The sequence below is a fragment of the Streptomyces sp. NPDC088553 genome, assembly GCF_044752965.1.
Taxonomy (GTDB): domain Bacteria; phylum Actinomycetota; class Actinomycetes; order Streptomycetales; family Streptomycetaceae; genus Streptomyces.
In genome coordinates, this window is the sequence record NZ_JBIVMG010000015.1 from 115,439 (window position 1) to 136,350 (window position 20,912).

A 20,912-nucleotide genomic window follows, 5' to 3' on the forward strand; every position below is an offset into this window, starting at 1 on the left:
ACGGCGGACCGGTCGAGAGGGCTCTTTCGTACCGCTGGTGGTGCTGGTGGTTCTCGTACTGCTGGTGGTGACGGCTTGAGCGGCGGGGCTCAGAGGGCCCCGTTGCTCACCTCGCCGACGAAGGCGTTCCACGATCCCGGTCCGAAAGAGAGGGAGGGACCCTCGGGGGCCTTGGAGTCGCGCACCGCGATCGCGGTCACGAGGGGGGACTTCACTTCGACGCAGGCCCCGTTCCCTCCGGAGTACGAGGACTTCGTCCAGGTGTCGGTGCCACCCTGAATAATCGCCATGCTGCTCAGCTCCGGTTCTGCCAGTGGATGTGTCGCGCCAACGTTCTTGCCGGCGTGATCGACGCTACTCGCCGGTCCCGTCCGGCGGGACCGGCGTTCACACGTCCGAGTGGCATATTCCAACTGGGCTTCCGTGGGAGCGAGTACGCCGTGTACCGTGCCTGCCTCGCTGTTTTTCGGGCCCGCGCGGCGGCGCTTTCCGGCTCAGCCCCTGGCGTGCTTCTTCACCATCTCCGAGATGAAGTCGCGGGTCTGCTCCACGTTCAGGGCCTGCGCCCTCAGGTGCTCGTACATGACGCTGTACTTGCCGACGTCCTGCGCCTTCTCCAGATACAGATCGCTCGTCACGCCCTCGATGTAGACGACGCTGGAGTCGGACGTGTCCGGGAACTCCAGGATCGAGTACTGCCCGCTGATCCCGGGGTGCGCGCCCATCTCGAACGGGATCACCTGCACGGTGACGTGCGGCAGGTGCGACTGCTCGATGAGGTGCTCCAGCTGCTCCACCATCAGCTGCCTGCTCCCGACGATCCGGTGCAGCGCGCCCTCGTCGATGACGGCCCACAGGCGCAGCGGACGCTCCTCGTCCCGGATGCGCTCCTGGCGGCGGGTGCGGACCGTGACCCGCTTGTCGATGTCCGCGGGCGTCGATTCCGGCAGCGCGCCGGTGATGACGGCCTCCGCGTACGCGTGCGTCTGGAGCAGCCCGGGGATGATCTGCGGCTCGTACATCCGCAGGCTCTCCGCGTCGGTCTCCAGACCGATGTAGACGCTGTACGGGATGTCGCCGAAGGCGTGCCACCAGCCCTGCTGGCGCGAGTCCTTGGCCATCTGCATGAGCGAGTCGACCATGCGCTCGTCCTCGACCTCGTACACACCGCACAGGTCGCGCACATCGCGCTGGCTGATGGAGCGACGGCCGTTCTCCAGCCGGCTGATCTTGGACTGGGAAACGAGAAGACGCTCGGCGACCTGCTCGGCCGTCATGTTCTTCGCTTCCCGGAGCTTGCGCAGCTCCTGGCCCAATCGGCGTCGCCTGACGGTGGGGTTGACGTTGGACGCCACGGAAACTGCACCTCCGGCTGTCTGCTGCGTAGCTGTGAGTATCTACCGCTTGGCAGACTGCCACCAAAGGCCAGGTGTGCGCTGGAAAATGACCACAACGTATGCCCGGCCGGACGCCGGAAACGCCCCCGGGACGCGCGTGTGCGGGGCGGCCGTCCAGACCGCCCCGCACACTTGTGCGGCTCCCGGGTTGGTTCTGTGGTGCGCTGTGCGTGGGGTGCCTAGTGCGCCGCCGCGCGGGCCATGCTGCCGCGAGGCTGCGCCGGGACACCCGCGGCGCTCCGACGCGGCTGTGCCGCCGCGCCGTTCTGGACGTCCATCACGGCGTGCGCCACGAGTCCGCCCATCGGGTCGTGCCGGATCAGATCGCGCAGCCGGGACCGCGACGACCGTCCTTCGTTACCGGGGTAGAGGTGCTTCCCGAGACCGACCGCGTGGGCCAGCGCGGCAAGCGCCGCGGTCCGCGGGTCCGGCGGTACGCCGGTGCGGATCGCACTGTCCAGCCGGGAACGGATCTCCCGACTGATCGCCGTGTCCGTCGCCTGGTAGCGAGTCGTCGGCAACACCCCGCACATCTGGCCCTCCACGGCATGCACCATGCCGCATCGCTCCAGATGCGAGAGATACGTCTGACGGAGCCCCAGTCGGGGTCCGCCGATCCAGTGGACGGCCCGAACCGGACTGCCACGCCTGCGCAGCAGCTCCAGTGCGGAGTCCAAGGTCGGATCTCCGGTCGGCCGTGGCATCACCACGGCGATACGATCCCCGTCAGGGGCTATCCGGCCTGCCAGCGCCAGCTCCACTAGCTGTGCACCGGCCAGGCCGAGGTCGAGCGACTGCGGCTGCGCTGTGGTACCCGTGGTCGGGTCCAGAGCGAGCAGCAGAAGCTCCTCCGGAATGGTTCTGCGGCTCCTGCCCATCCATGCCTCCCCGCGTGGATGAATGACAGGGTGACCCCTCTCACATTCATCTGTCGAGAGTGCCTGGGTGGTTCATCCGGGAACCAGTAGGTATGTCGTTCTCGTCTAGCACGGGGGCCAAGGGGTTCACACAGGACACTGGTACACGGACCGGTACATGGTCCGTACGTACGCACGACGCATGGAGGAGGCACGGTGGCGGGCGAGTCCCCCGACAAGGCGGAGCAGCAGGGGTCGTCTCAGGAGACGACGGCCTCGGGCGGCGGCGGCAGGGATCCCCGGCTTTCCGTGCTCCATGAATCGGACGCCTCGTCGGCGGCTTCGGTTGCCTCGTCCTCGTCCTCGGCGGTTCAGGTGGACCAGCCGACGGCCGTCTTCAAGACGCTGGCGCCGCGGGCTCCGGAGGACGACGCACCGTCGGCCACGCCGGAGCGGACGGAGCCGTCGGAGCGGTCCGAGCCGTCGGAGCCGTCGGAGCCGTCGGAGCCGGAGAAGGCTCCGGAGGCCGAGAGCGACCGCCTGAAGGCCGCGGTGGCGGCCTGGGTGGCGACGGCGGACGAGCCGGAGTCGGAGTCGGAGGACGCCCCCGAGGCGTCCGAGGCGTCCGAGGAGTCCGACGAGGACGAGACGGGGTCGGACGAGTCCGCGGAGGCTGACACCGAGCCCGAGGACGAGTCGTCGGACGAGGACGAGTCGGACGACGAGACGGACGGCGTGTCCGACGAGGAGCCCGACGAGGAGCTTGTCGAGGCGAAGGCGACCACGGAGTCCTCCGAGGAGTCCGCCGAGGAGTCCTGGTTCGCGACGCGGAAGCCGGCGGCGGAGGAGTCCGCTGACGCTCCCGCCGACGTTGCCGACGCCGACGCCGACGCCGACGCCGACGCCGACTCAGACGACGACTCCGGCAATGACGTCGAAGACGAGCCGGTCGACCAGCCGACGACCATGTTCAAGGCCGTCCGGCTGCCCGTGGACCAGCCCACGACCGCGCTGAAGCTCCCGTCCTCCCTGACCGGCTCCGGCGCCGGCGCGGGAGCCGGCGCCAGGGACGCCGACAGCGAGCGCACCAGTACCTTCCTGCCGCTGCGGGCGGACATCCCGGCCGAGCAGAAGGCCCAGGCGGCCGCGGCGGCCCCCAAGGCGCCCGCGCCCGCCGCCTCCGCCCCCGTACAGCCGAAGGCGCCGTCCGCGTCGGCACCCGCGGCCCCGGCCGCGCCCGCGCCCGCGTTCGCCGAGGCGGAGCGGACGCGGCAGCAGCCGCTCCCGCCGCTGCCCCCGCTCGACCTGCTCGCCGAGCTGACGAACACCCCGCCCCCGCCGCCGACCCCGCTGCGGACGACCGTGCGCCGGGTGCGGATCTGGACCCCGCTGGTCCTGCTCGTCCTGATCGTCTTTGCGATCGTGCAGATGGTCCGCCCGTTGCCCGCGCCCGCGCTGACGCTGTCGGCCGCGCCGACCTTCGCCTTCGGCGGCGGCGAGCTGAAGCTGCCGTTCCCCACCGAGGGGCAGGGCGCCGTCGAGGTCGAGGGCGTCGGATCCATGGGGACGTACGGGGCGCAGAAGCCGGCCCCGATCGCGAGCGTCACGAAGACGATGACGGCGTACGTGATCCTCCGTGACCACCCGCTCAAGGGGAGCCAGAAGGGCCCCGAGATCGAGATCGACCAGAAGGCCGCCGATCAGGGCAAGGCGGAGCACGAGTCGACGGCGGCGGTCCAGAAGGGCCAGACGTACTCGGAGAAGGAGCTCCTGCAGCTCCTCATGATCCCCTCGGCGAACAACGTGGCCCGGCTGCTCGCGCGCTGGGACGCCGGTTCGGAGGCCGCGTTCGTCGAGAAGATGAACGCCGCCGCGAAGGACCTGGGCATGACCCAGTCCACGTACACCGACCCGTCGGGTCTGCTCGACAGCACCATGTCGACCCCGCAGGACCAGCTGAAGCTGGCGAAGGCGGTCATGCAGTACGACGTGTTCCGCGAGATCGTGAACATGCCGAACGTGACGGTGGAAGGCATCCCCGGCCGCATCGAGAACAACAACAACATCCTGCTCAAGCCGGGTGTGAGCGGCATCAAGACGGGCTCGTCGACCCCGGCGGGCGGCAATCTGCTCTGGGCGGCGAACACCGTCGTCGACGGCCAGAACCGGCGCATCCTCGGCATCGTGATGGGCGCGAAGGACGCGGAGCAGCTCGGCGAGAAGCTCCAGCTCGCCATCGACAACAGCTACAAGCTGATCCAGCAGGCCCAGAAGGACGTCACCTCGGCGACCGTGGTCCGCAAGGGCCAGGTCCTCGGCTACATCGACGACGGCCTCGGCGGCCGGACGCCGGTCGTGGCGACGAAGGAGCTCAAGGCGATCGGCTGGCCGGGCCTGCAGGTGAAGCTGGTGCTGACGGACGGCGGCAAGGCCGTCCCGCACACCGGCAAGGCGGGCGACGTCGTCGGCCAGGTGTCGATCGGCACGGGAGCGGGCAAGGTCAGCTCCCCGGTCGCGCTCCAGCAGGACCTGGCGGAGCCCGGCTTCGACAAGAAGCTGACGCGCGTGAGCTGAGGCCGTCGGCCGAGCCGCCGGGGCGGGGGCGGGACCGGCCCAGCCCGGGCGGGCGGCTGATCGCCTCGCCCGGCCCGGCCGGCCGGCCACGCGCCCGGCCTCGGTGGCCACGCGCCCGGTCTCGGCGGCCACTGGCCGGGTCCGGTGGCCACTGGCCGGGTGGCCACCGGACCCGGCCCGGTGGCCACTGCCCGAGCCCGGTGGCCACTCACCGGGTCCGTCGGCCCGTGCGCGGCCCCGTCGGCCACGTGCGCGGCCCCGTCGGGCACGCGCCGGGTCCGTCGGCCCGTGCGCGGCCCGGGCGGCCACTCTCTCGGCCGGGCTCCCCGGGTTCTCCGGGGGGCCCAGCTGTTAGCGTTTTCCCGGGGACGAGTACGACGCGTGACACACGCGAGAGAAGCGAGACGCGCAGCACGGGAAAGGGCCGCAGTGACCACCGCCGAGCCGACACGCGCCGACCGCGCGGACTCAGCCCCTGACCCCGGCCATGCCGACGGCCGTACCGACGCCCACTCCGGTACCGATCCCCAAGCGGAATCCGACGCTGAAGCGTCTCGTGATTCGCTTCCGCGAATAGTGCTTCCGGCACAGCGGCCAGCCCCGGCGTCCACCGCCCCGGCCCCGGCCCCGCGGCGGAAGCGCCGCTATACGGTCCTGGCGGCCACCGGTCTCGCGGCTGTCACCCACATCCTGTGGTTCTTCTTCTTCGCGAACAGCGGCGGCGACCTGGCGGCGCAGGACGCGTGGGCCGAGTTCGTCGGCAGGCACCCCGACTCGGCGTACAACCTGGCCTGGTACGGCGGGATGCACCCGGTCTCGTACAGCGTCGTGTCGCCGTACCTGATGTCGGTGCTCGGCGTGCGCAGCACGATGATGGTCGCGGGGACGCTGTCGGCGGGGCTGACCGCGCTGATCCTGGTGCGGGTGAGGGCGGTCCGCAATCCGCTCGCGTGCTCGATCGCGGGCGTGTTCGCGTTCCTCTGCAACGCCCTGTCGGGGCGGGTGACCTTCGGCCTCGGCATGATGTTCGCGGTCGGCGCGGTCGCGGCGGTGTTCTGCTGGCCGCACCGCTGGCGCCGCAAGCGCTGGGCGAAGGCCGCGGTGGCGGCGCCGCTCGCGGGTCTGGCGACGGCGTGCAGCCCGGTCGCGGGTCTGTTCCTGGGGGTCGCGGCGGCGGCGCTGTTCCTGAACCGCCGGCGGCCGGGGGCGTACGCGCTCGGTCTGGCCCCGGTGGCGGTCGTGGCCCTGTCCTCGTGGCTGTTCCCCTTCTCGGGCACGCAGCCGATGGCGTTCGGCTCGACGGCGCTGCCGCTGCTGTTCGGAGTGCTGACCTTCCTGCTCGTCCCGAAGGACTGGCGGACGGTCCGCACCGCCGCGGCGGTGTACACGATCGGCACGCTGCTGACCTGGCTGATCGACTCGCAGATCGGCTCGAACATCTCGCGGCTCCCGATGCTCTTCGCGGGCGTCGTGCTGCTGGCGGCGCTGCCGTACACGGCGCCGCGCTCACGCCGCTGGTACGCGCTGGTGCTGGCCTTCGTCGGCCTGAACTTCTGGATCGGCTTCAAGGGCGTCGACGACGTGATCCGTACGGCCCCGGACGCCTCCTGGGCGCGCGAGCTCGCGCCGCTGGTCAACCAGCTCCAGGTGCGGGACGCGCGCAAGGCGCGGGTGGAGGTCGTACCGGCGTCGAGCCACCGCGAGTCCTCGGCGCTGAGCCCGTACATCAACCTGGCGCGGGGCTGGAACCGCCAGGCGGACATGGAGCGCAACCCGCTCTTCTACGACGACACGCTGAACTCCGTGAACTACGAGGAGTGGCTCCACCGCTGGGCCGTCCACTACGTGGTGCTTCCGACGGGCGCGCCCGACTCGGGCGCGGCGCAGGAGGCGGAGCTGGTCGGCGAGGGGCTGCCGTACCTGAAGCAGGTGTGGTCGGACGAGAACTGGCGCCTGTACGAGGTCGCGGACCCGACGCCCCTCGCGAACCCGCCGGCGGTGGTGCAGAGCGCGGAGGAGAACGAGGTCGTGATCCGCGTCGAGACCCCCGGCCGGGTCCTGATCCGCGTCCCGTACTCGCCGTGGCTGGCCCTGGTGGACGAGCACGGCGGCAAGATCGAACCCCCGCAGGAGACGGAGGCGTCGAAGCTGGCCCGCGAGGAGTCGGACACCGAGATCCCGAAGGTCTTCTCCAACGAGGAGGGCTGCCTCTTCAAGACGGAGGCGGACGCGGAGGGCGACGAATGGACGCAACTGGTCGCCCCGAAGGCCGGCGTCTACCGCCTGGCGGCCCCGTACAAGCTGTCCCGGGGCACACCGTGCCCGGAAGAACTCCGCTGAGCGGAAGACGACGTCACGGGTGCCGGCACCGGACCGGCCCCACCGAGCCGGAACCGGCTGTCACGCCTGCCGGTACCCCATCAGCATCCGCCGCATGGCGAAGGCGTGCCCACCGCTCCCGATGACGAGCGCCCGGTAGACCCGCCCCGCGGCTCCGGGAAAGACGGCACGGGTCTCGGCCCGCAGCCGACAGCGCCCGCCGGCCAGCTCCTCGACCCGGAAGACAAGGCTGTACGAGGAGAACCGGTGCCGCCCTTCGAGCGCCAGCTCCCGCCCCGGCACGAGCCGGGCGACCCGGAACCCGGGAAACTCCGACCCCACCTCCAGCGGCCGGCCCCCGCCACTCTCCCGCGGAACGGCCCCCACGACCCGCGCGTACCGCGCCCCACTCCCCGTGGAAAGCGACCGCCCGACCTTCACCAGCAACCGCGGCCACAACTCCTCGACCCCGGCATCCACGACGACGACATGCTCATCGACGAACGGCAACAAGCCCATGACGCCCACCTTCGATCGACTACGGAACACGGACTCGCGCGGCTGACACGACGAAGACCACCCGGCGACGTCACCGGATGGTCTTCTCGTCTGTGCCCCCGGCAGGATTCGAACCTGCGACACCCGCTTTAGGAGAGCGGTGCTCTATCCCCTGAGCTACGAAGGCGGACGGAGACAGCGTAGCGGACGGGCGTGGGGGTGTGCTGAGGTGATGGGGTGTTGTGGAGGGCGGCCCCGGGATCGTTCCGGGGGCCGCCCTCCTCCTTGTGGTCGGCCGGTGGGGTCAGCGGGTGACCTCGCGGTTGAAGACCGCGCGGGACCAGAAGTAGCCGAGGGCGGCGAGGGCGGTGCACCAGGCCAGGGCGATCCAGCCGGCGTTGCCGATGTCCGTGCCGAGCAGGAGGCCGCGCAGGGTCTCGTTGATCGGGGTGAAGGGCTGGTACTCGGCGAACCAGCGCAGGGCCGTCGGCATGGACTCCGGGGGGACGACCGCGCTGCCGAGGAAGGGCAGGAAGGTCAGCGGCAGCGGGGCGTTGCTGGCGGACTCGACGGTCTTGGCGCCCATGCCCATCGCGGCGGACAGCCAGGCCATGCCGAAGGCGAGGAAGAGGAGCAGGCCCGCGGCGGCCGCCCACTCGACGACCGAGGCGTCGGGCCTGAAGCCGATGGCCAGGGAGACGCCGGTGACCAGGACCAGGACTGCGGCGACCTGGAGGACGCTGCCCATGACGTGGCCCGTGAGGATGGAGCCGCGGGAGATCGACATCGTGCGGAACCGGTTGACGATGCCTTCGGTCATGTCGGTGCAGACCGACACGGCGGTCGCCACGGCGCCCGAGGTCGCGGCCATCAGGATGATGCCGGGCACCAGGTAGTTGATGTAGTCGCCGCGGTCGCCGCCCGCCCCGATGCCGGCGCCGAGCGCGCCGCCGAAGACGTACACGAAGAGCAGCAGCATCAGGAGCGGCATGACGAGGATCGAGATCGTCATCGACGGGTAGCGCTGCATGTGCTTGATGTTGCGGCGCAGCATCGTCAGGGAGTCGCGCAGGGCGTACGAGCGGGTGGGCGTGGCCGGCGTGGCCGGGGCGAGGGTCGCGGTGCTCATCGGTTCGACTCCTTCTGAGTGGTGGTGGCGGTGGACGGGCCGGGGACGGTGGGGGCGTTCTGCTTGCCGGTGAGGGTGAGGAAGACGTCGTCGAGGTCGGGGGTGTGCACGGTGAGCGACTCCGCCCGGACCCCGGAGCTGTCCAGGGCGTCGAGGATGGCGCGGAGGTTGGTGACCGAGCCGTCGCTGGGGATCTGCAGCGCGAGCGCCTCGTCGTCCCGGGTCGCGATGCCGAAGACGGCGGCGGCCGTGGCGAGGTGGGTCTCGTCGGCGAACTGGACGCGTACGTGGCCGCCGGGGATCAGCCGCTTCAGCTCCTCCGCCGTGCCTTCGGCGACGAGCTTGCCGTGGTCGAGGACCGCGATGCGGTCGGCGAGGTGGTCGGCCTCCTCCAGGTACTGCGTGGTGAGGAAGATCGTCACGCCCTGCTCCGTGACCAGGTCCCGGATCAGCTCCCACATGTCGCGGCGGCTGCGCGGGTCGAGGCCGGTGGTCGGCTCGTCGAGGAAGATGATCCGCGGCCGGCCGACCAGCGTCATCGCCAGGTCCAGCTTGCGGCGCATGCCGCCGGAGAAGGTGGCGACGTTCTTGCGGGCCGCCTCGGTCAGGTCGAACCGCTCCAGGAGCTCGGCGGTGCGGCGGCGGCCCTCGCTGCGGCTCAGGTGGTAGAGGTCGGCCATGAGGAGCAGGTTCTCCTCGGCGGTCAGCAGCCCGTCGACGGCGGCGAACTGGCCGGTGACGCCGATCAGGGTGCGTACGGAGCCGGCGTCGGCCTTCACGTCGTGGCCCGCGATCCGGGCCTCGCCCCCGTCGGCGGTGATCAGGGTGGAGAGGATCTCGACCGTCGTCGTCTTGCCGGCGCCGTTGGGGCCGAGCAGGGCGAAGATGGTGCCCTCGGGGATCCGCAGGTCGATGCCGTCGAGCACCACCTTGTCGCCGTACGACTTGCGCAGGCCGGTCGCGGAGATCGCCGTGGGACGCGTGCCGGTGGGCGCGGTGGCCGCTGCGGTGGCCGTGTGCGTGGGGTGGTTCGTGGTGCTCATGGTCTGCGGGCCTTTCTCTTCTGGGGGCGGGGCGGGGCGGGGCGGATGAGGCGGGGGCCGAGCTGGGCTGGGCGGTGGGGCTCGATGTCTCGCCCGGCCGGAGTGGCGTTTGTTTGGCGCCATTCCGTGCCGTGCTTGCGCCATCATCGTGGCACAGGCATGGCGCCATGTCGAGTCATTGTGGCGCCACATCTGCGTTCCTGTGTCGCCACGTGGCGCCGCACTGCTCTGACCTGCGTTTTTGTCGGGCCCGGTTCGTGGCGGCGAAAAGGCGCCCCATGGCGCCGGCCTGTGCGGGCCGGTGCCATGGGGCGCCAGTTGTCGGGTCTACGGGGGCGGATCTACGGGGCGGATCTACGAGGCGCTCAGCCGACCGGGGTGCTCTCCCGCGGCGAGCGGGGCGCCGGCCGCGTCGCGGCGAGCTTCTCGCCCTCCACGTCCACCCGGGGCAGGATCCGGTCCAGCCACGTCGGCAGCCACCAGGCGGACCTGCCGAGCAGGGCGAAGAGCGCCGGCACGATCGCCATCCGGACCACGAAGGCGTCGAAGAGGACCGCGATCGCCAGGGCGAAGCCGATCATCTTCACGAAGTCGTTGTCCTCCACGATGAAGCCGGAGAACACGCTCATCATGATGACCGCGGCCGCGCCGACCACCCGGCCGCCGTACCGGAAGCCGTCGACGACCGCCTCGCCCGGGCGGGCACCGTGGGCGTACGACTCACGCATCCGGCTGACCAGGAACACCTCGTAGTCCATCGCGAGGCCGAAGACCACGCCGATCATGAAGATCGGCATCGTGCTCATGATCGGGCCCGGTGCGTCGATGCCGAAGACGTCGGCCAGCCAGCCCCACTGGAAGACCGCCACGACCGCGCCGAGCGCCGCCGCCACCGAGAGCAGGAATCCGAGGGCCGCCTTCAGCGGGACCAGGACGGAGCGGAAGACCACCATCAGGAGGAGGAAGGCGAGCCCCACGACCAGGGCCAGATAGGGCAGGAGCGCGTCGTCGAGGGTCTGCGAGAAGTCGATGAACATGGCCGTCTGGCCGGTGACGAGGATGCGTGACGCGGTGCTCCGCTCCAGGCCGTCGGCGGTGTCGCGGAGTGCGTGGACCAGCTCCTCGGTCCTCTTCTCGGTCGGGCCGGTGGTGGGAACGACGGTGAGGATCGCGGTGTCGCCCGCCGTGTTGGAGGTGGCCGGCGAGACGGAGGCCACGCCGGGCGTCTTCGCGAGGGCCTTGCCGATCTCGTCGCCGGCGGCCTTGGCGCCTGCGCCCGCGGCCTTGGTGCTGTCGGCGGACGTGGTCTGCACCGTGACGGTCAAGGGGCCGTTGAAGCCGGGCCCGAAGGACTCCGAGAGCAGGTCGTACGCCTTGCGCTGGGTCGTCTGGGTCGACATCTGGCCCTCGCCCGGCAGACCGAGCTCCAGGCTCGCGGCGGGTACGGCGATGGTGCCGAGGCCGATCACGCCGACGAGCAGGACGACCACGGGGTGGCGCAGGACGTAACGGGCCCAGCGGGTGCCCAGGTTGGGCTTCGTCTTCCGGGCGAGCGGGGCCTCGTGCTTGGCGGCCCTGCGCCGCTGACGGTCCGACAGCGGCTTCACGGCGTACCGCAGACGGCCCTTGCGGGCCATCACCTTGACCGGCGCGAGGCCGAGGAGGGCGGGGACCAGCGTGATCGCGACGAGCACGGCGACGGCGACGGTGCCGGCCGCGGCGAGGCCCATCTTGGTGAGCATCGGGATGTTCACGACGGCGAGCCCGGCGAGGGCGACGATGACGGTGAGACCGGCGAAGACGACGGCCGAGCCGGCGGTGCCGACGGCCCGTCCCGCGGCCTCCTCGGGGGTACGTCCCTCGGCCCGTTCGGCGCGGAAACGGGACACGATGAACAGCGCGTAGTCGATGCCCACCGCGAGGCCGATCATCATCGCGAGGGTCCCCGTGGTGCCGGAGAGCCCGAAGGTGGAGCCGAGTGCGGTGATGCCCGAGATGCCGATGCCGACGCCGATCAGTGCGGTGATCAGCGGCATTCCGGCCGCGATCATCGAGCCGAAGGTCAGGACGAGGACGAACGCGGAGACCAGGATGCCGATCTGCTCGCCGGTGCCGCCCATGGCCTGCTCGATCTTCACGGCGTCGCCGCCGGCCTCGACGGTGAGACCCGCCTCGCGGGCCTGCTCGGTGGCCGCGTCGAGGGCGTCGTGCGCCGTGTCGTCGACCTCCGCCGCCGGGACCTTGTAGGTCACCACCGTGTAGGCGGTCGTCCCGTCCTCGCTGATGCTGACGGCGGGGGTCTTGTACGGGTCGGCGACGCCCACCACCTGTGGGGAGGACGCCCCCAGCCCGGCGACGAGACGCTCGACCTCGGTGCGCGTCGAGGGTGTCGTGATCTTCGTGCCCGCGGGGGCGCGGACGACGACCCGGGCGGTGGCGCCGTCGACGCTCGCGTCGGGGAACTTCTCGGTCAGCAGGTCGAAGGCCTCCTGCGACTCGGTGCCCGGCATCGAGAACGTGTCGGCGGGCGGCGTCGGCGCGGAGGAGGCGGCGACGCCCGTGCCGACGAAGGCCAGCAGCCAGAGCAGCAGCGTCACCCCTTTGCGGCGAAAGGCGAGGCGGCCCAGTTTGGAGAGGAACGTAGCCACGGTGGGGCTCCCGTCGGGTGGTTGGCGGTCGGGCGGGGGTACGGAGGTCGGTGGGGCAGCACGACATGGCGCCATGGCGGCGCGGGGTGGAGCGGGGTGGGTGCGCGGGCGAAACGCGAGAGGCGCGCGGGGCGGGGCGCGAGAGGCGCGCGGGGCGGGGTCGCCGCCGCTTCCGGTCGGGTCAGGAGGCGGTGGTGAGCGACTCGCGGCGCGTCGGGGGCCGGTGGAGGTCGAGGGTGACCGGCACGGGCCGCTTGCGGGCCGTGGCGAAGACGTACAGGCGCAGTGCCAGGAAGCGGCCGATGCCGGCGAGGCCCGAGGCGGAGAGGTAGACGGTCTGCTCGACGGCGAGACCGGGCGTGCTCTCGATCGCGTGCAGGACGAGCATCGCGAGGGTGGTCACGGCGAAGGCGGCGGCGGCCGTTCCGGCGGACTGCAGGTGGTGGCGGAGGCCGCAGCGCAGCGGGCCGCGCCGGGCGGAGGGCCGGAGCCCCGACGCGAAGGTGAAGCGGGCGTGCAGCTCGGTCGCGAGGATCGTCGAGACGACGGTGACCAGCGCGTTGGCGAGGGCGAACGGCAGGAGGACGGCGAGCAGGGTGACGGCCGCGCTGGACGCGAGGCCGACTCCACCGCCGAACATCACGAAGCGAACGAAGGAGGCCAGGGCGCCGGGAGCGCCGGGAGCGCCGAGAGCGCCGGGAGCGCCGGCGGTGCCAGTGGTGCCGGCGATGGCGCCGGTGGTGTCGGGAGCGCCGGTGGTGCTGGTCTGTGGTCCGCGTTCCATCGGGCTTCCGTCCCCCCCCTCGGTTTGTCGCTCCGGTCGTGGTCCCGGTCGTTCTCCCGGGCGTCTACGCGCGGCGGATGACGATGTCGCCGACGCTCGTGCGGCCGCGGACCTCGACCGTCTCCTCGGACTGGCCCGGTCCTTCCGCCGCGCCGAGTTCGTTGCGTACGCGGCCGGCCGTGGACCGTACGTCGAGCCAGGCCGCGGTCCCCTCGGCGATGCCGACTTCGAGGCCCCCGGCGGCGGAGTCGAGCGTGATCCGGCCTCGGACGACCTCGCCGAGGCGGATGGCGCCGCTGGCGGTCCTGGCGGTGACCGAGGACTCCGTACGGCCCACGCCGATGGGCCCGTTGGACGAGTTCACCTGCAGCTCGCCGGTGATCTCGCCGACCGTGGTCTCGCCGTTGAGGTTCCGGATCGTCGCCGATCCGTCGATCCGGCCGATCCGCACCCGGCCGGAGCCCTGGATCTCGGTCTCGCCGGTCGTGCTGTCGACGAGGATGTCGCCGTGCGAGGTCTTCAGCCGTACGGCCGCGGCCTCGTCCAGCTGGATGTCTCCGGCGGCGGTGGTGAGGCGGCAGTTCCCGAACAGGCCCTCGCCGATCAGCTCGCCGAGGCCCGTCTTGCAGGTCAGATCCGATCCCGCGGGCAGTTCGACGGTCACGTCGACCGCGCCGATCTTGCCGAAGAGCGAACGCTTCTTGGGGCCCTTGACCAGCAGCTTTCCACCCGTGCAGGTCACGTTGGTCTCGGCGGCGGCCTGCACGTCGAGCTTGTCGCCGGGGTCGCTCGGCGTCACCTCGACGACGGTGTCGGTGCGCTTGCCCGCGACGATCCGGGCCCGCCCGATCTCGATCTCGATGGTGGCGGAGAGGGGCGCGGGGGTTTCGAACGTAGGCATGGCTGTGCCGTCCTTTGACTGAGGAGAGGTAAGTGCTGGGGTGACGTGCCTCGGTGCGGCAGTGAGGTGTGCGGGCCCGGTGCGGCGCGCGGGCCCCGTGCGGCGGGCGGCTAGCGGACCCAGCCGGTGAAGCCCTGCCCGACGGAGGGGCCCGCGCCCGTCGTCCCCTTGCGGGTGGTGCGGCCCGCCGTGGTGCCCGGTTCGAGGGCCGCGGCCACGGCCCGGACGAGCCAGGCGTTGACGGAGAGACCCTCGCGGTTCGCGGCCTCCTCGACCCGGACCTTGAGCTGGGCCGGCGGGCGGAAGTTGATGCGGGAGGTGGCGCCGTCCTCGCCCTCCACGGGGGTCGTGACCGGGGGCGGCGAGGCCGGCAGCGCGGTCTCGGTCTCCTCGAAGAGGTCGGCGGTCGGCGACGGGGTCACCACGAACTCGGGGTTCAGGCCGCGCAGCCGCAGATCGACCGAGCCGGGCGCGAGGTCGCGGGTGATCTCGTCCATCGCGTCGGACAGGGCGTTGAGCAGGGTCAGCCGGGCGGCCGATTCGAGCTGTCCGGTGAGTCGGTCCGCCAGGGCGCGGGCTTCGTCGCCGCCCGCCTGGGCGGCCACGCCGAGCTCGTGGCGGAGATTGTCCACGTACGGGGTGAGGTCCATGACGCAATAGTGGCACCATCGTGGCGCCATTGCAAGTTATCTGGCGCCATGGTGCGCCACGATGTGCCAGAGTGTTGCCGGGTTGGCGCCACGATGGCCGCCACCGGTTCTCGCCGCCCTCGCCGCCCTTGCCGCCCTCGCGGCTCTCGCCCCCTCCGCCGCACCGCTCCCGGCCCGGCGCTTCGTGGCGGGCCGCCGGGCTTGACCCGGTTCGGGGGTGCGCATAGCGTCGCCGCGCTGGGACGGCGGGCGGATGCTCAGGGGGTTGTGCGGTGGCGGTGACAGGTGGAGACGAGCGGCTCACTGCGGACGGGGCTCCCTTCGCCGTCGAGGGCGGGGTGTACGCCTCCGGGCCCCGCACGCTGCGGGAGTTCGTCGAGGTCGTCTGGGGCTACGGCGACCGGGTGTTCCTCGTGTCCGAGGACGGGCGGACGACCTACCGCGAGTTCTTCGACGCGGCCTGCGGGCTCGCGCGGCGGCTCGTCGGGGAGTACGGGCTGCGACCGGGGGACCGGGCTGTGGTCGCCATGCGGAACCACCCCGAGTGGCAGGTCGCGTTCTGGGCCGCCCAGCTCGCCGGGCTCGTCGCCGTACCGCTCAACGCCTGGTGGACCGAGGACGAGTTCACGTACGCCCTCGACGACTGCTCTCCCGCGGTGCTGCTCGTCGACGGGGAGCGGGTCGGGCGGGTACGGGAGTGGGCCGCCCGGAACCACGTGCCCGGGATCGTCTTCCACGGGGAGAACGCGGCGGACGGGGAGAACGCGGCGGACCCGGCGGACGGGGAGAACGCGGCGGACCCGGCGGGCCCGGCGGACGGGGAGAATCCGGCGGGCGCGGAGGGTGCTCCCGGAGCGGCCGCCGGCTTCGTCCCGTACGTCCCCGACGCCGATCCGCACCTCGGGCCGCCCCTCGTCGACGTCCTGCCCGAGCACGATGCCACCATCATCTACACCTCCGGCACCACCGGGCGCCCCAAGGGCGCCGTCGCCACCCACCTCGCGCAGGCCGGGGCCGCCATGAACCCGCGGTACTTCGCCGCCGCCGCGGCCCTCGCGCGCGGGGACGTGCCCGGGACGGGGCCCTTGCCCGTGTCGCTGACCACGTTCCCGTTCTTCCACGTGGCCGCGTTCACCTCCTTCTACGGGGTGATGGCGGCCGGCGGCACCCTGGTCATGATGCGGAAGTGGGACGCCGGCCGGGCCCTCGAACTGATCCGGGAGCACCGCGTCACCCACTACGCGGGCGTCCCCACCACCGCCCTGCAGCTGCTCGGCCTCGCCCGCGCCACCGGCGACCCGCTCGACAGCCTCACCCTGCTCAGCACCGGCGGCGCCGCCGCCCCGCCCGGCATCGTCGACGGGATCACCGCCGGGTACGGGGAGCGGCTCGAACCCCGCAACGGCTACGGGCTCACCGAGACCAGCGGCGGGGTCCTGTCCAACGTGGGTGCCGAGTACCGCGCCCACCCCGGCAGCGTCGGCCGGCCCTCGCCCGTCACCGAGGTGCGGATCGACCGGCCCGACGCCGAGGGCGTCGGCGAGCTGTGGCTGCGCGGGCAGTCCCTCGTCCGCGGCTACTGGGGCGACGAGGAGGCGACCCGCGCCGCCTTCTCCGAGGACGGCTGGTTCCGGACCGGGGACCTCGCGCGCGTGGACGCGGACGGGCGGGTGACCATCGTCGACCGGCTCACCGACATGGTCGTCCGGGGTGGCGAGAACGTGTACTGCGTCGAGGTCGAGGACGTGCTGCAGCAGCACCCGGACGTCGTCGACGCCGCCGTCCTCGGCGTGCCGCACCCGCTCCTGGGCGAGGAGGTCGCGGCCGTCGTCCGGCTGCGGCCCGGCGCCGCCGTCGGCGTCGACGAGCTGCGCACGCACGTGGGCGCGCGCCTCGCCGCCTTCAAGGTGCCCGCCCATGTCCTCGTACGCGAGGAGGAACTGCCCCGGAACCCGACGGGGAAGCTCCTCAAGAGGGAGTTGCGCGGCAGCCTGCGGGTCGGCCGGCAGGGCGGCCCGGCCGGCGGCGCGTGAGGTGACTCAGCTCCGGGTGATCCGCACCCGGTACGTACCGCTCTCGTCCTCGTCGAGCACGCTGATCCGTATGCCGTTGGCCCGGTCCGTGAACGTTTCTCCGGGGCGGTACGGCGCGTCCGACAGCTCCGCGTGGACGTTCGCGCGCCGCGTGCAGCCGCCGCTCGCGTGCTCGCTGTCGGAGACGGTCACCGGGCCGTGGCCGGTGTCGACGTCGGACTCCACCCGGTAGACGAGGACGCCGTGCTCGCAGACCGCCTCGTCGTTGCCCTCCTTGCTGCGGACCTCGACGGCGTACCCCGAGGTGTCGGAGAGCGGGACGAACGCGAGTTTGGGGCCGCCGGCGACCGCCAGCGGGGTGAGCGTGTAGTCGCCGGTGCCGGTGCCGGACGCGCAGCCGATCTGGTCGTTGTCGAGCCAGCCCAGCTTCCACTTGTGCCAGCCGAGCAGGTCGTTGTTGGCGCCCCAGTCCTCGGACATGATGTCCCAGTGCCCGACGGTCCCGCCGCCGTCCGAGGTGTACAGGTCGGGCAGGCCGAAGACGTGGCCGTTCTCGTGGGGCAGCACCCGGTAGCCGGTCTCCCCGAAGCTGCCGGAGCCGTCGTCCTGACGGCTGTAGACGAAGGACGTGTTGGCCAGGGGCACGCCGTCCGCGTAGGGGGCGTCGTCGTTTCCGGAGAAGGTCACGGACAGGACGGTGTCGAGGGCGGAGGGCCCGGCGTTCGGCGTGACCAGGATGTTGACCAGGTCGAACGCGCTGAAGTCCACCTTCGGGTCGGCCGCCTTGACGATGTCCTCGACGAGGGAGCGGTAGCCCGGTTCGTACGGTGAGCCGCGCTCGATCCCGTACGCGGAGAAGGCCTTCGGCATGCGCAGCCAGTCGGGTATCGGGACCTCGGCCTGGTAGTGCAGCCGCCCGTACGAGCTGACGCGGAACCACTCGGCGGTCTGCGGGAAGAACTCGCGGAAGCGGCCCATCGCGGTGCCGTCGCCGGGGGCGTCGGGAAAGTCGATCATCAGGTTCAGGGCCCTGACCCGGCCCGTGGAGCGCACGTACCCGGGGGCCGTGGGGAGCCCCTCCGACATCTGCACGCCCAGTGCGGTGGCGATACGGCAGGGCCCCAGCTGGGCGCCGCCGGGCGCGGCTGCCACGGGGCCCGCCGAGGCCGGGGCGGGCCCGGGGAGGGTGGTGCTCGCGGAGGCGAGCAGCGTGAGGGAGAGCGCCGTGGTCGCGGCCATGGCGACGGGTCTGCGTATCCGTCGTCGGGGGTGCTGCATACGGGCGCCTCTCCGGTGGGGGCAGGTCACGGCACGACCCCTTCCGGTACCTGCGGGGCCGCGCCGTGCGATCACTCTGTGACGAGTGGTTCCGGTGCGCGCGCCGGGTGGCCCGATCGGTGGACCGCGGGGGCGGGGGCCGAGCCGTCGCCGACCTGGCGTCCGGTGGTGATCGACCGGGGGGCGAGCAGGGGTCGAGCGGGGGTCGGGCGACGGTCGAGCGGGGGGTGGGCGGGAGTCCGGCGCGGGTCCGGCGCGGGTGTTCCGGCCCGCGACGAGGGATGTGACTCAGGTCACATCCCTTCGGGGAAATAACCGGGGACTGGGTCCCCGTTTATGACTGTGTTCAGCGAAGTGGGGACTCCCTCCCCGGATCCCCGGACATTCCAGAGAAGCCCTCAGAGGAGGTCGTGGCGTGACCAGCACCGTCGCCGACTCCGCGCCCGCCCGGCGCGCACCCCGCGCCCGCGCGGACGCCCTGCGCAACCGCGAGCGGATCGTGACGGCGGCCCGCGAGATGTTCGTCGAGTTCGGCTCCCAGGTGCCCTACGACGAGATCGCGCGCCGGGCCGGCGTCGGGAACGCCACGCTCTACCGGAACTTCCCCGAGCGCACCGACCTCGTCCACGAGGTCGTCCTCTCGCTCATGGCCCGCGTCACCGAGGTCGCCGAAAGGGCCGCCGAGGAGGAGAGCGACACGTTCGCCGCCCTCCGCCGGTTCACCCTCGGCGCCGCCGACGAGCGCGTCGGCGCCCTGTGCCCGATGCTCGACGGCGCCTTCGACAAGGACCACCCCGACCTGATCGCCGAGCGCGACCGCCTGGAGGAAGCCGTCCAGGGCCTCGTGGAGCGGGCGCAGCGGGCCGGCCGGCTGCGCACCGACGTGGGCGTCGGGGACCTGATGGTGGCGCTCTCCCAGCTGACCCGACCGCTGCCCGGATCGGGCTGCGGGGCCTTCGACCAGTTCGTCCGACGTCATCTGCTGCTGTTCCTCGACGGCCTGGAGGCGCCCGCGCGCTCCGAGCTGCCCGGGAAGGCCGCGACCCTGGAGGACCTGAGACGCGACACCTGCTCGTCGTGAGCGTCCTCGCCGTGAGCGTCCTCCTCCGGGGACCCCGGCCCATGTGACCCGACTTACCTTTACGTCCTTTTTCACCAGTACGCGCCAAGAGGTGGCTACCCCCATGCCGAAAGTCCCCGAAAACTCCGTGACCCACCCCGACCCGGGCCGGTGGAAGGCACTCGTCTTCATCGCGCTCGCCCAGCTGATGGTCGTGCTCGACGCGACAATCGTGAACATCGCGCTGCCCTCCGCCCAGCAGGACCTGGGAATCTCGGACGGCAACCGGCAATGGGTCATCACCGCCTATGCCCTCGCCTTCGGCGGTCTGCTCCTCTTCGGCGGCCGCATCGCCGACCTGTGGGGCCGTAAGCGCACCTTCGTCGTCGGCCTGATCGGCTTCGCCCTCGCCTCCGCCCTCGGCGGTGCCGCGACCGGCGAGGCCATGATGCTCGGTGCCCGCGCGCTCCAGGGCGCCTTCGGCGCGCTCCTCGCGCCCGCCGCGCTCTCGCTGCTCGCCGTGACCTTCACCGACGCCAAGGAGCGCGCGAAGGCCTTCGGCATCTACGGCGCGATCGCCGGTGGTGGCGGCGCCGTGGGCCTGATCCTCGGCGGTTTCCTCACCGAGTACCTGAACTGGCGCTGGACCTTCTTCGTCAACATCCCGTTCGCGATCGTCGCCGCCGTCGGCGCGTACCTCGTCATCCGGGAGCCCGCGGGCAGCCGCAACCGCTCCACGCTCGACATCCCCGGCGTGATCCTGTCCACCCTGGGTCTGGTCGCGCTCGTCTACGGCTTCACCCGCGCCGAGTCCGAGGGCTGGAGCGACGCCGGCACGATCGGCATGTTCGTCAGCTCCGCCGTGCTGCTCGCCGCCTTCGTGCTCACCGAGGCGAAGGTGAAGTCCCCGCTGCTGCCGCTGCGCGTCCTGACCGACCGCAACCGCGGCGGTGTCTACCTGTCGCTGGGTCTCGCGGTCATCGCGATGTTCGGCCTGTTCCTCTTCCTGACCTACTACCTGCAGGTCGTGAAGGGCTACTCGCCGGTCATGACGGGCTTCGCGTTCCTCCCGATGATCGCGGGCATGATCATCGGCTCGACGCAGATCGGTACGCGGCTGATGACCCGCGTTCCGCCGCGGCTGCTCATGGCCCCGGGCTTCCTGACCGCCGGTGTCGGCATGCTGCTGCTCACCCAGCTGGAGATCGGCACCTCGTACGCCGGCCTGATCCTGCCCGCGCAGCTGCTGCTCGGCCTCGGCATGGGCACGGCGTTCATGCCGGCCATGTCGCTCGCCACGCACGGCGTGGACCCGCGGGACGCCGGTGTGGCCTCCGCGATGGTCAACACCTCGCAGCAGGTCGGCGGCGCCATCGGTACGGCCCTGCTGAACACGATCGCCGCCTCGGCGACCACCGCGTACCTCACGGACAACGCGGCGGGCGCGACCACTCCGGCCGCGCAGAAGCTGCTCCAGCTCCAGGGCATGGTCGAGGGCTACACCGCGGCCATCTGGTGGGCCGTCGGCATCCTGGCCGCCTCGGCCGTGATCGCCTTCACCCTGATCAACACCGGGAAGCCGGACACCGGGGTCGTCGCCGGCTCCGGGGAGGGCGCGGAGGACGAGATCAAGGTGCCGGTCATCGCGCACTGATCCCGTCATCCCGACCGGGTCCGCCCGATCCCGTACGCCGTGCGGGGCCGGGTCCGCCCGATCCCGTACGCCGTGTGATTCCTGCCC

Annotated in this window: 16 protein-coding genes and 1 tRNA gene; 5 read left to right on the forward strand and 12 right to left on the reverse strand. The window is 72.0% G+C overall.

The annotated features are described in order from the left end of the window. Positions 1-89: 89 nt before the first annotated feature. The 3 genes from ACIP8Z_RS35670 to ACIP8Z_RS35680 form a co-directional block, all read right to left on the reverse strand. Entirely contained in the window at positions 90-290 is a 201-nt protein-coding gene (locus ACIP8Z_RS35670; RefSeq protein WP_015034281.1) for a DUF397 domain-containing protein, read from the reverse strand. A gap of 204 nt (positions 291-494) precedes the next feature. Beyond that, positions 495-1,355, reverse strand: coding sequence for a helix-turn-helix transcriptional regulator (locus tag ACIP8Z_RS35675; protein WP_229315753.1), 861 nt, complete (start codon positions 1,353-1,355; stop codon positions 495-497). A 221-nt stretch (positions 1,356-1,576) separates the two neighbouring features. Continuing rightward, positions 1,577-2,275: a GPP34 family phosphoprotein gene (locus ACIP8Z_RS35680; protein ID WP_030315572.1), complete on the reverse strand. Its 699-nt coding sequence runs from the start codon at positions 2,273-2,275 to the stop codon at positions 1,577-1,579. 195 nt (positions 2,276-2,470) lie between these two features. Here ACIP8Z_RS35680 and ACIP8Z_RS35685 point away from each other — a divergent pair, with 195 nt between their 5' ends. Together ACIP8Z_RS35685 and ACIP8Z_RS35690 are read left to right on the forward strand one after the other, a co-directional pair. Next, complete coding sequence (locus ACIP8Z_RS35685; RefSeq protein WP_402090838.1) at positions 2,471-4,828, forward strand: D-alanyl-D-alanine carboxypeptidase family protein; 2,358 nt, start codon at positions 2,471-2,473, stop codon at positions 4,826-4,828. Positions 4,829-5,257: 429 nt separating this feature from the next. Further along, positions 5,258-7,168, forward strand: a complete 1,911-nt coding sequence (locus tag ACIP8Z_RS35690) for an MFS transporter (protein WP_402090840.1) — start codon at positions 5,258-5,260, stop codon at positions 7,166-7,168. A 60-nt stretch (positions 7,169-7,228) separates the two neighbouring features. Here ACIP8Z_RS35690 and ACIP8Z_RS35695 read toward each other — a convergent pair whose 3' ends face one another. The 8 genes from ACIP8Z_RS35695 to ACIP8Z_RS35730 all read right to left on the reverse strand — a co-directional run bounded on the left by ACIP8Z_RS35695 (position 7,229) and on the right by ACIP8Z_RS35730 (position 14,800). Beyond that, a complete protein-coding gene (locus tag ACIP8Z_RS35695; protein ID WP_402090842.1) occupies positions 7,229-7,666 on the reverse strand; it encodes a hypothetical protein in 438 nt (145 codons plus the stop codon). Between the two features lie 93 nt (positions 7,667-7,759). Beyond that, a tRNA-Arg gene (locus tag ACIP8Z_RS35700) sits at positions 7,760-7,832 on the reverse strand. Positions 7,833-7,949: 117 nt separating this feature from the next. Beyond that, positions 7,950-8,774, reverse strand: a complete 825-nt coding sequence (locus ACIP8Z_RS35705) for an ABC transporter permease (protein ID WP_319319374.1) — start codon at positions 8,772-8,774, stop codon at positions 7,950-7,952. Next, a complete protein-coding gene (locus ACIP8Z_RS35710) occupies positions 8,771-9,817 on the reverse strand; it encodes an ATP-binding cassette domain-containing protein (protein ID WP_402090844.1) in 1,047 nt (348 codons plus the stop codon). The genes ACIP8Z_RS35705 and ACIP8Z_RS35710 overlap by 4 nt, the downstream gene beginning before the upstream one ends. 365 nt (positions 9,818-10,182) lie before the next feature. Continuing rightward, positions 10,183-12,465: an MMPL family transporter gene (locus ACIP8Z_RS35715; protein ID WP_402090846.1), complete on the reverse strand. Its 2,283-nt coding sequence runs from the start codon at positions 12,463-12,465 to the stop codon at positions 10,183-10,185. Between the two features lie 181 nt (positions 12,466-12,646). Then, positions 12,647-13,105 carry a hypothetical protein gene (locus ACIP8Z_RS35720; protein WP_402090917.1) on the reverse strand — a complete coding sequence of 153 codons (459 nt, stop codon included), beginning with the start codon at positions 13,103-13,105 and terminating at the stop codon, positions 12,647-12,649. A gap of 208 nt (positions 13,106-13,313) precedes the next feature. Beyond that, positions 13,314-14,150, reverse strand: a complete 837-nt coding sequence (locus ACIP8Z_RS35725; protein WP_402090848.1) for a DUF4097 family beta strand repeat-containing protein — start codon at positions 14,148-14,150, stop codon at positions 13,314-13,316. 110 nt (positions 14,151-14,260) lie between these two features. Then, positions 14,261-14,800: a hypothetical protein gene (locus ACIP8Z_RS35730; protein ID WP_402090850.1), complete on the reverse strand. Its 540-nt coding sequence runs from the start codon at positions 14,798-14,800 to the stop codon at positions 14,261-14,263. A gap of 278 nt (positions 14,801-15,078) precedes the next feature. On the opposite strand from ACIP8Z_RS35730, the gene ACIP8Z_RS35735 reads away from it, so the two are divergent. Then, positions 15,079-16,833 carry a class I adenylate-forming enzyme family protein gene (locus ACIP8Z_RS35735; protein WP_402090852.1) on the forward strand — a complete coding sequence of 585 codons (1,755 nt, stop codon included), beginning with the start codon at positions 15,079-15,081 and terminating at the stop codon, positions 16,831-16,833. A 6-nt stretch (positions 16,834-16,839) separates the two neighbouring features. Here the strand turns inward: ACIP8Z_RS35735 and ACIP8Z_RS35740 are convergent, their stop codons facing one another. Then, positions 16,840-18,111: a M6 family metalloprotease domain-containing protein gene (locus tag ACIP8Z_RS35740; RefSeq protein ID WP_402090854.1), complete on the reverse strand. Its 1,272-nt coding sequence runs from the start codon at positions 18,109-18,111 to the stop codon at positions 16,840-16,842. A 415-nt stretch (positions 18,112-18,526) separates the two neighbouring features. Here ACIP8Z_RS35740 and ACIP8Z_RS35745 point away from each other — a divergent pair, with 415 nt between their 5' ends. Both ACIP8Z_RS35745 and ACIP8Z_RS35750 read left to right on the forward strand, forming a co-directional pair. Next, positions 18,527-19,192 carry a TetR/AcrR family transcriptional regulator gene (locus ACIP8Z_RS35745; protein WP_402090856.1) on the forward strand — a complete coding sequence of 222 codons (666 nt, stop codon included), beginning with the start codon at positions 18,527-18,529 and terminating at the stop codon, positions 19,190-19,192. 103 nt (positions 19,193-19,295) lie between these two features. Further along, a complete protein-coding gene (locus ACIP8Z_RS35750) occupies positions 19,296-20,825 on the forward strand; it encodes an MFS transporter (RefSeq protein WP_402090858.1) in 1,530 nt (509 codons plus the stop codon). Positions 20,826-20,912 lie beyond the last annotated feature (87 nt).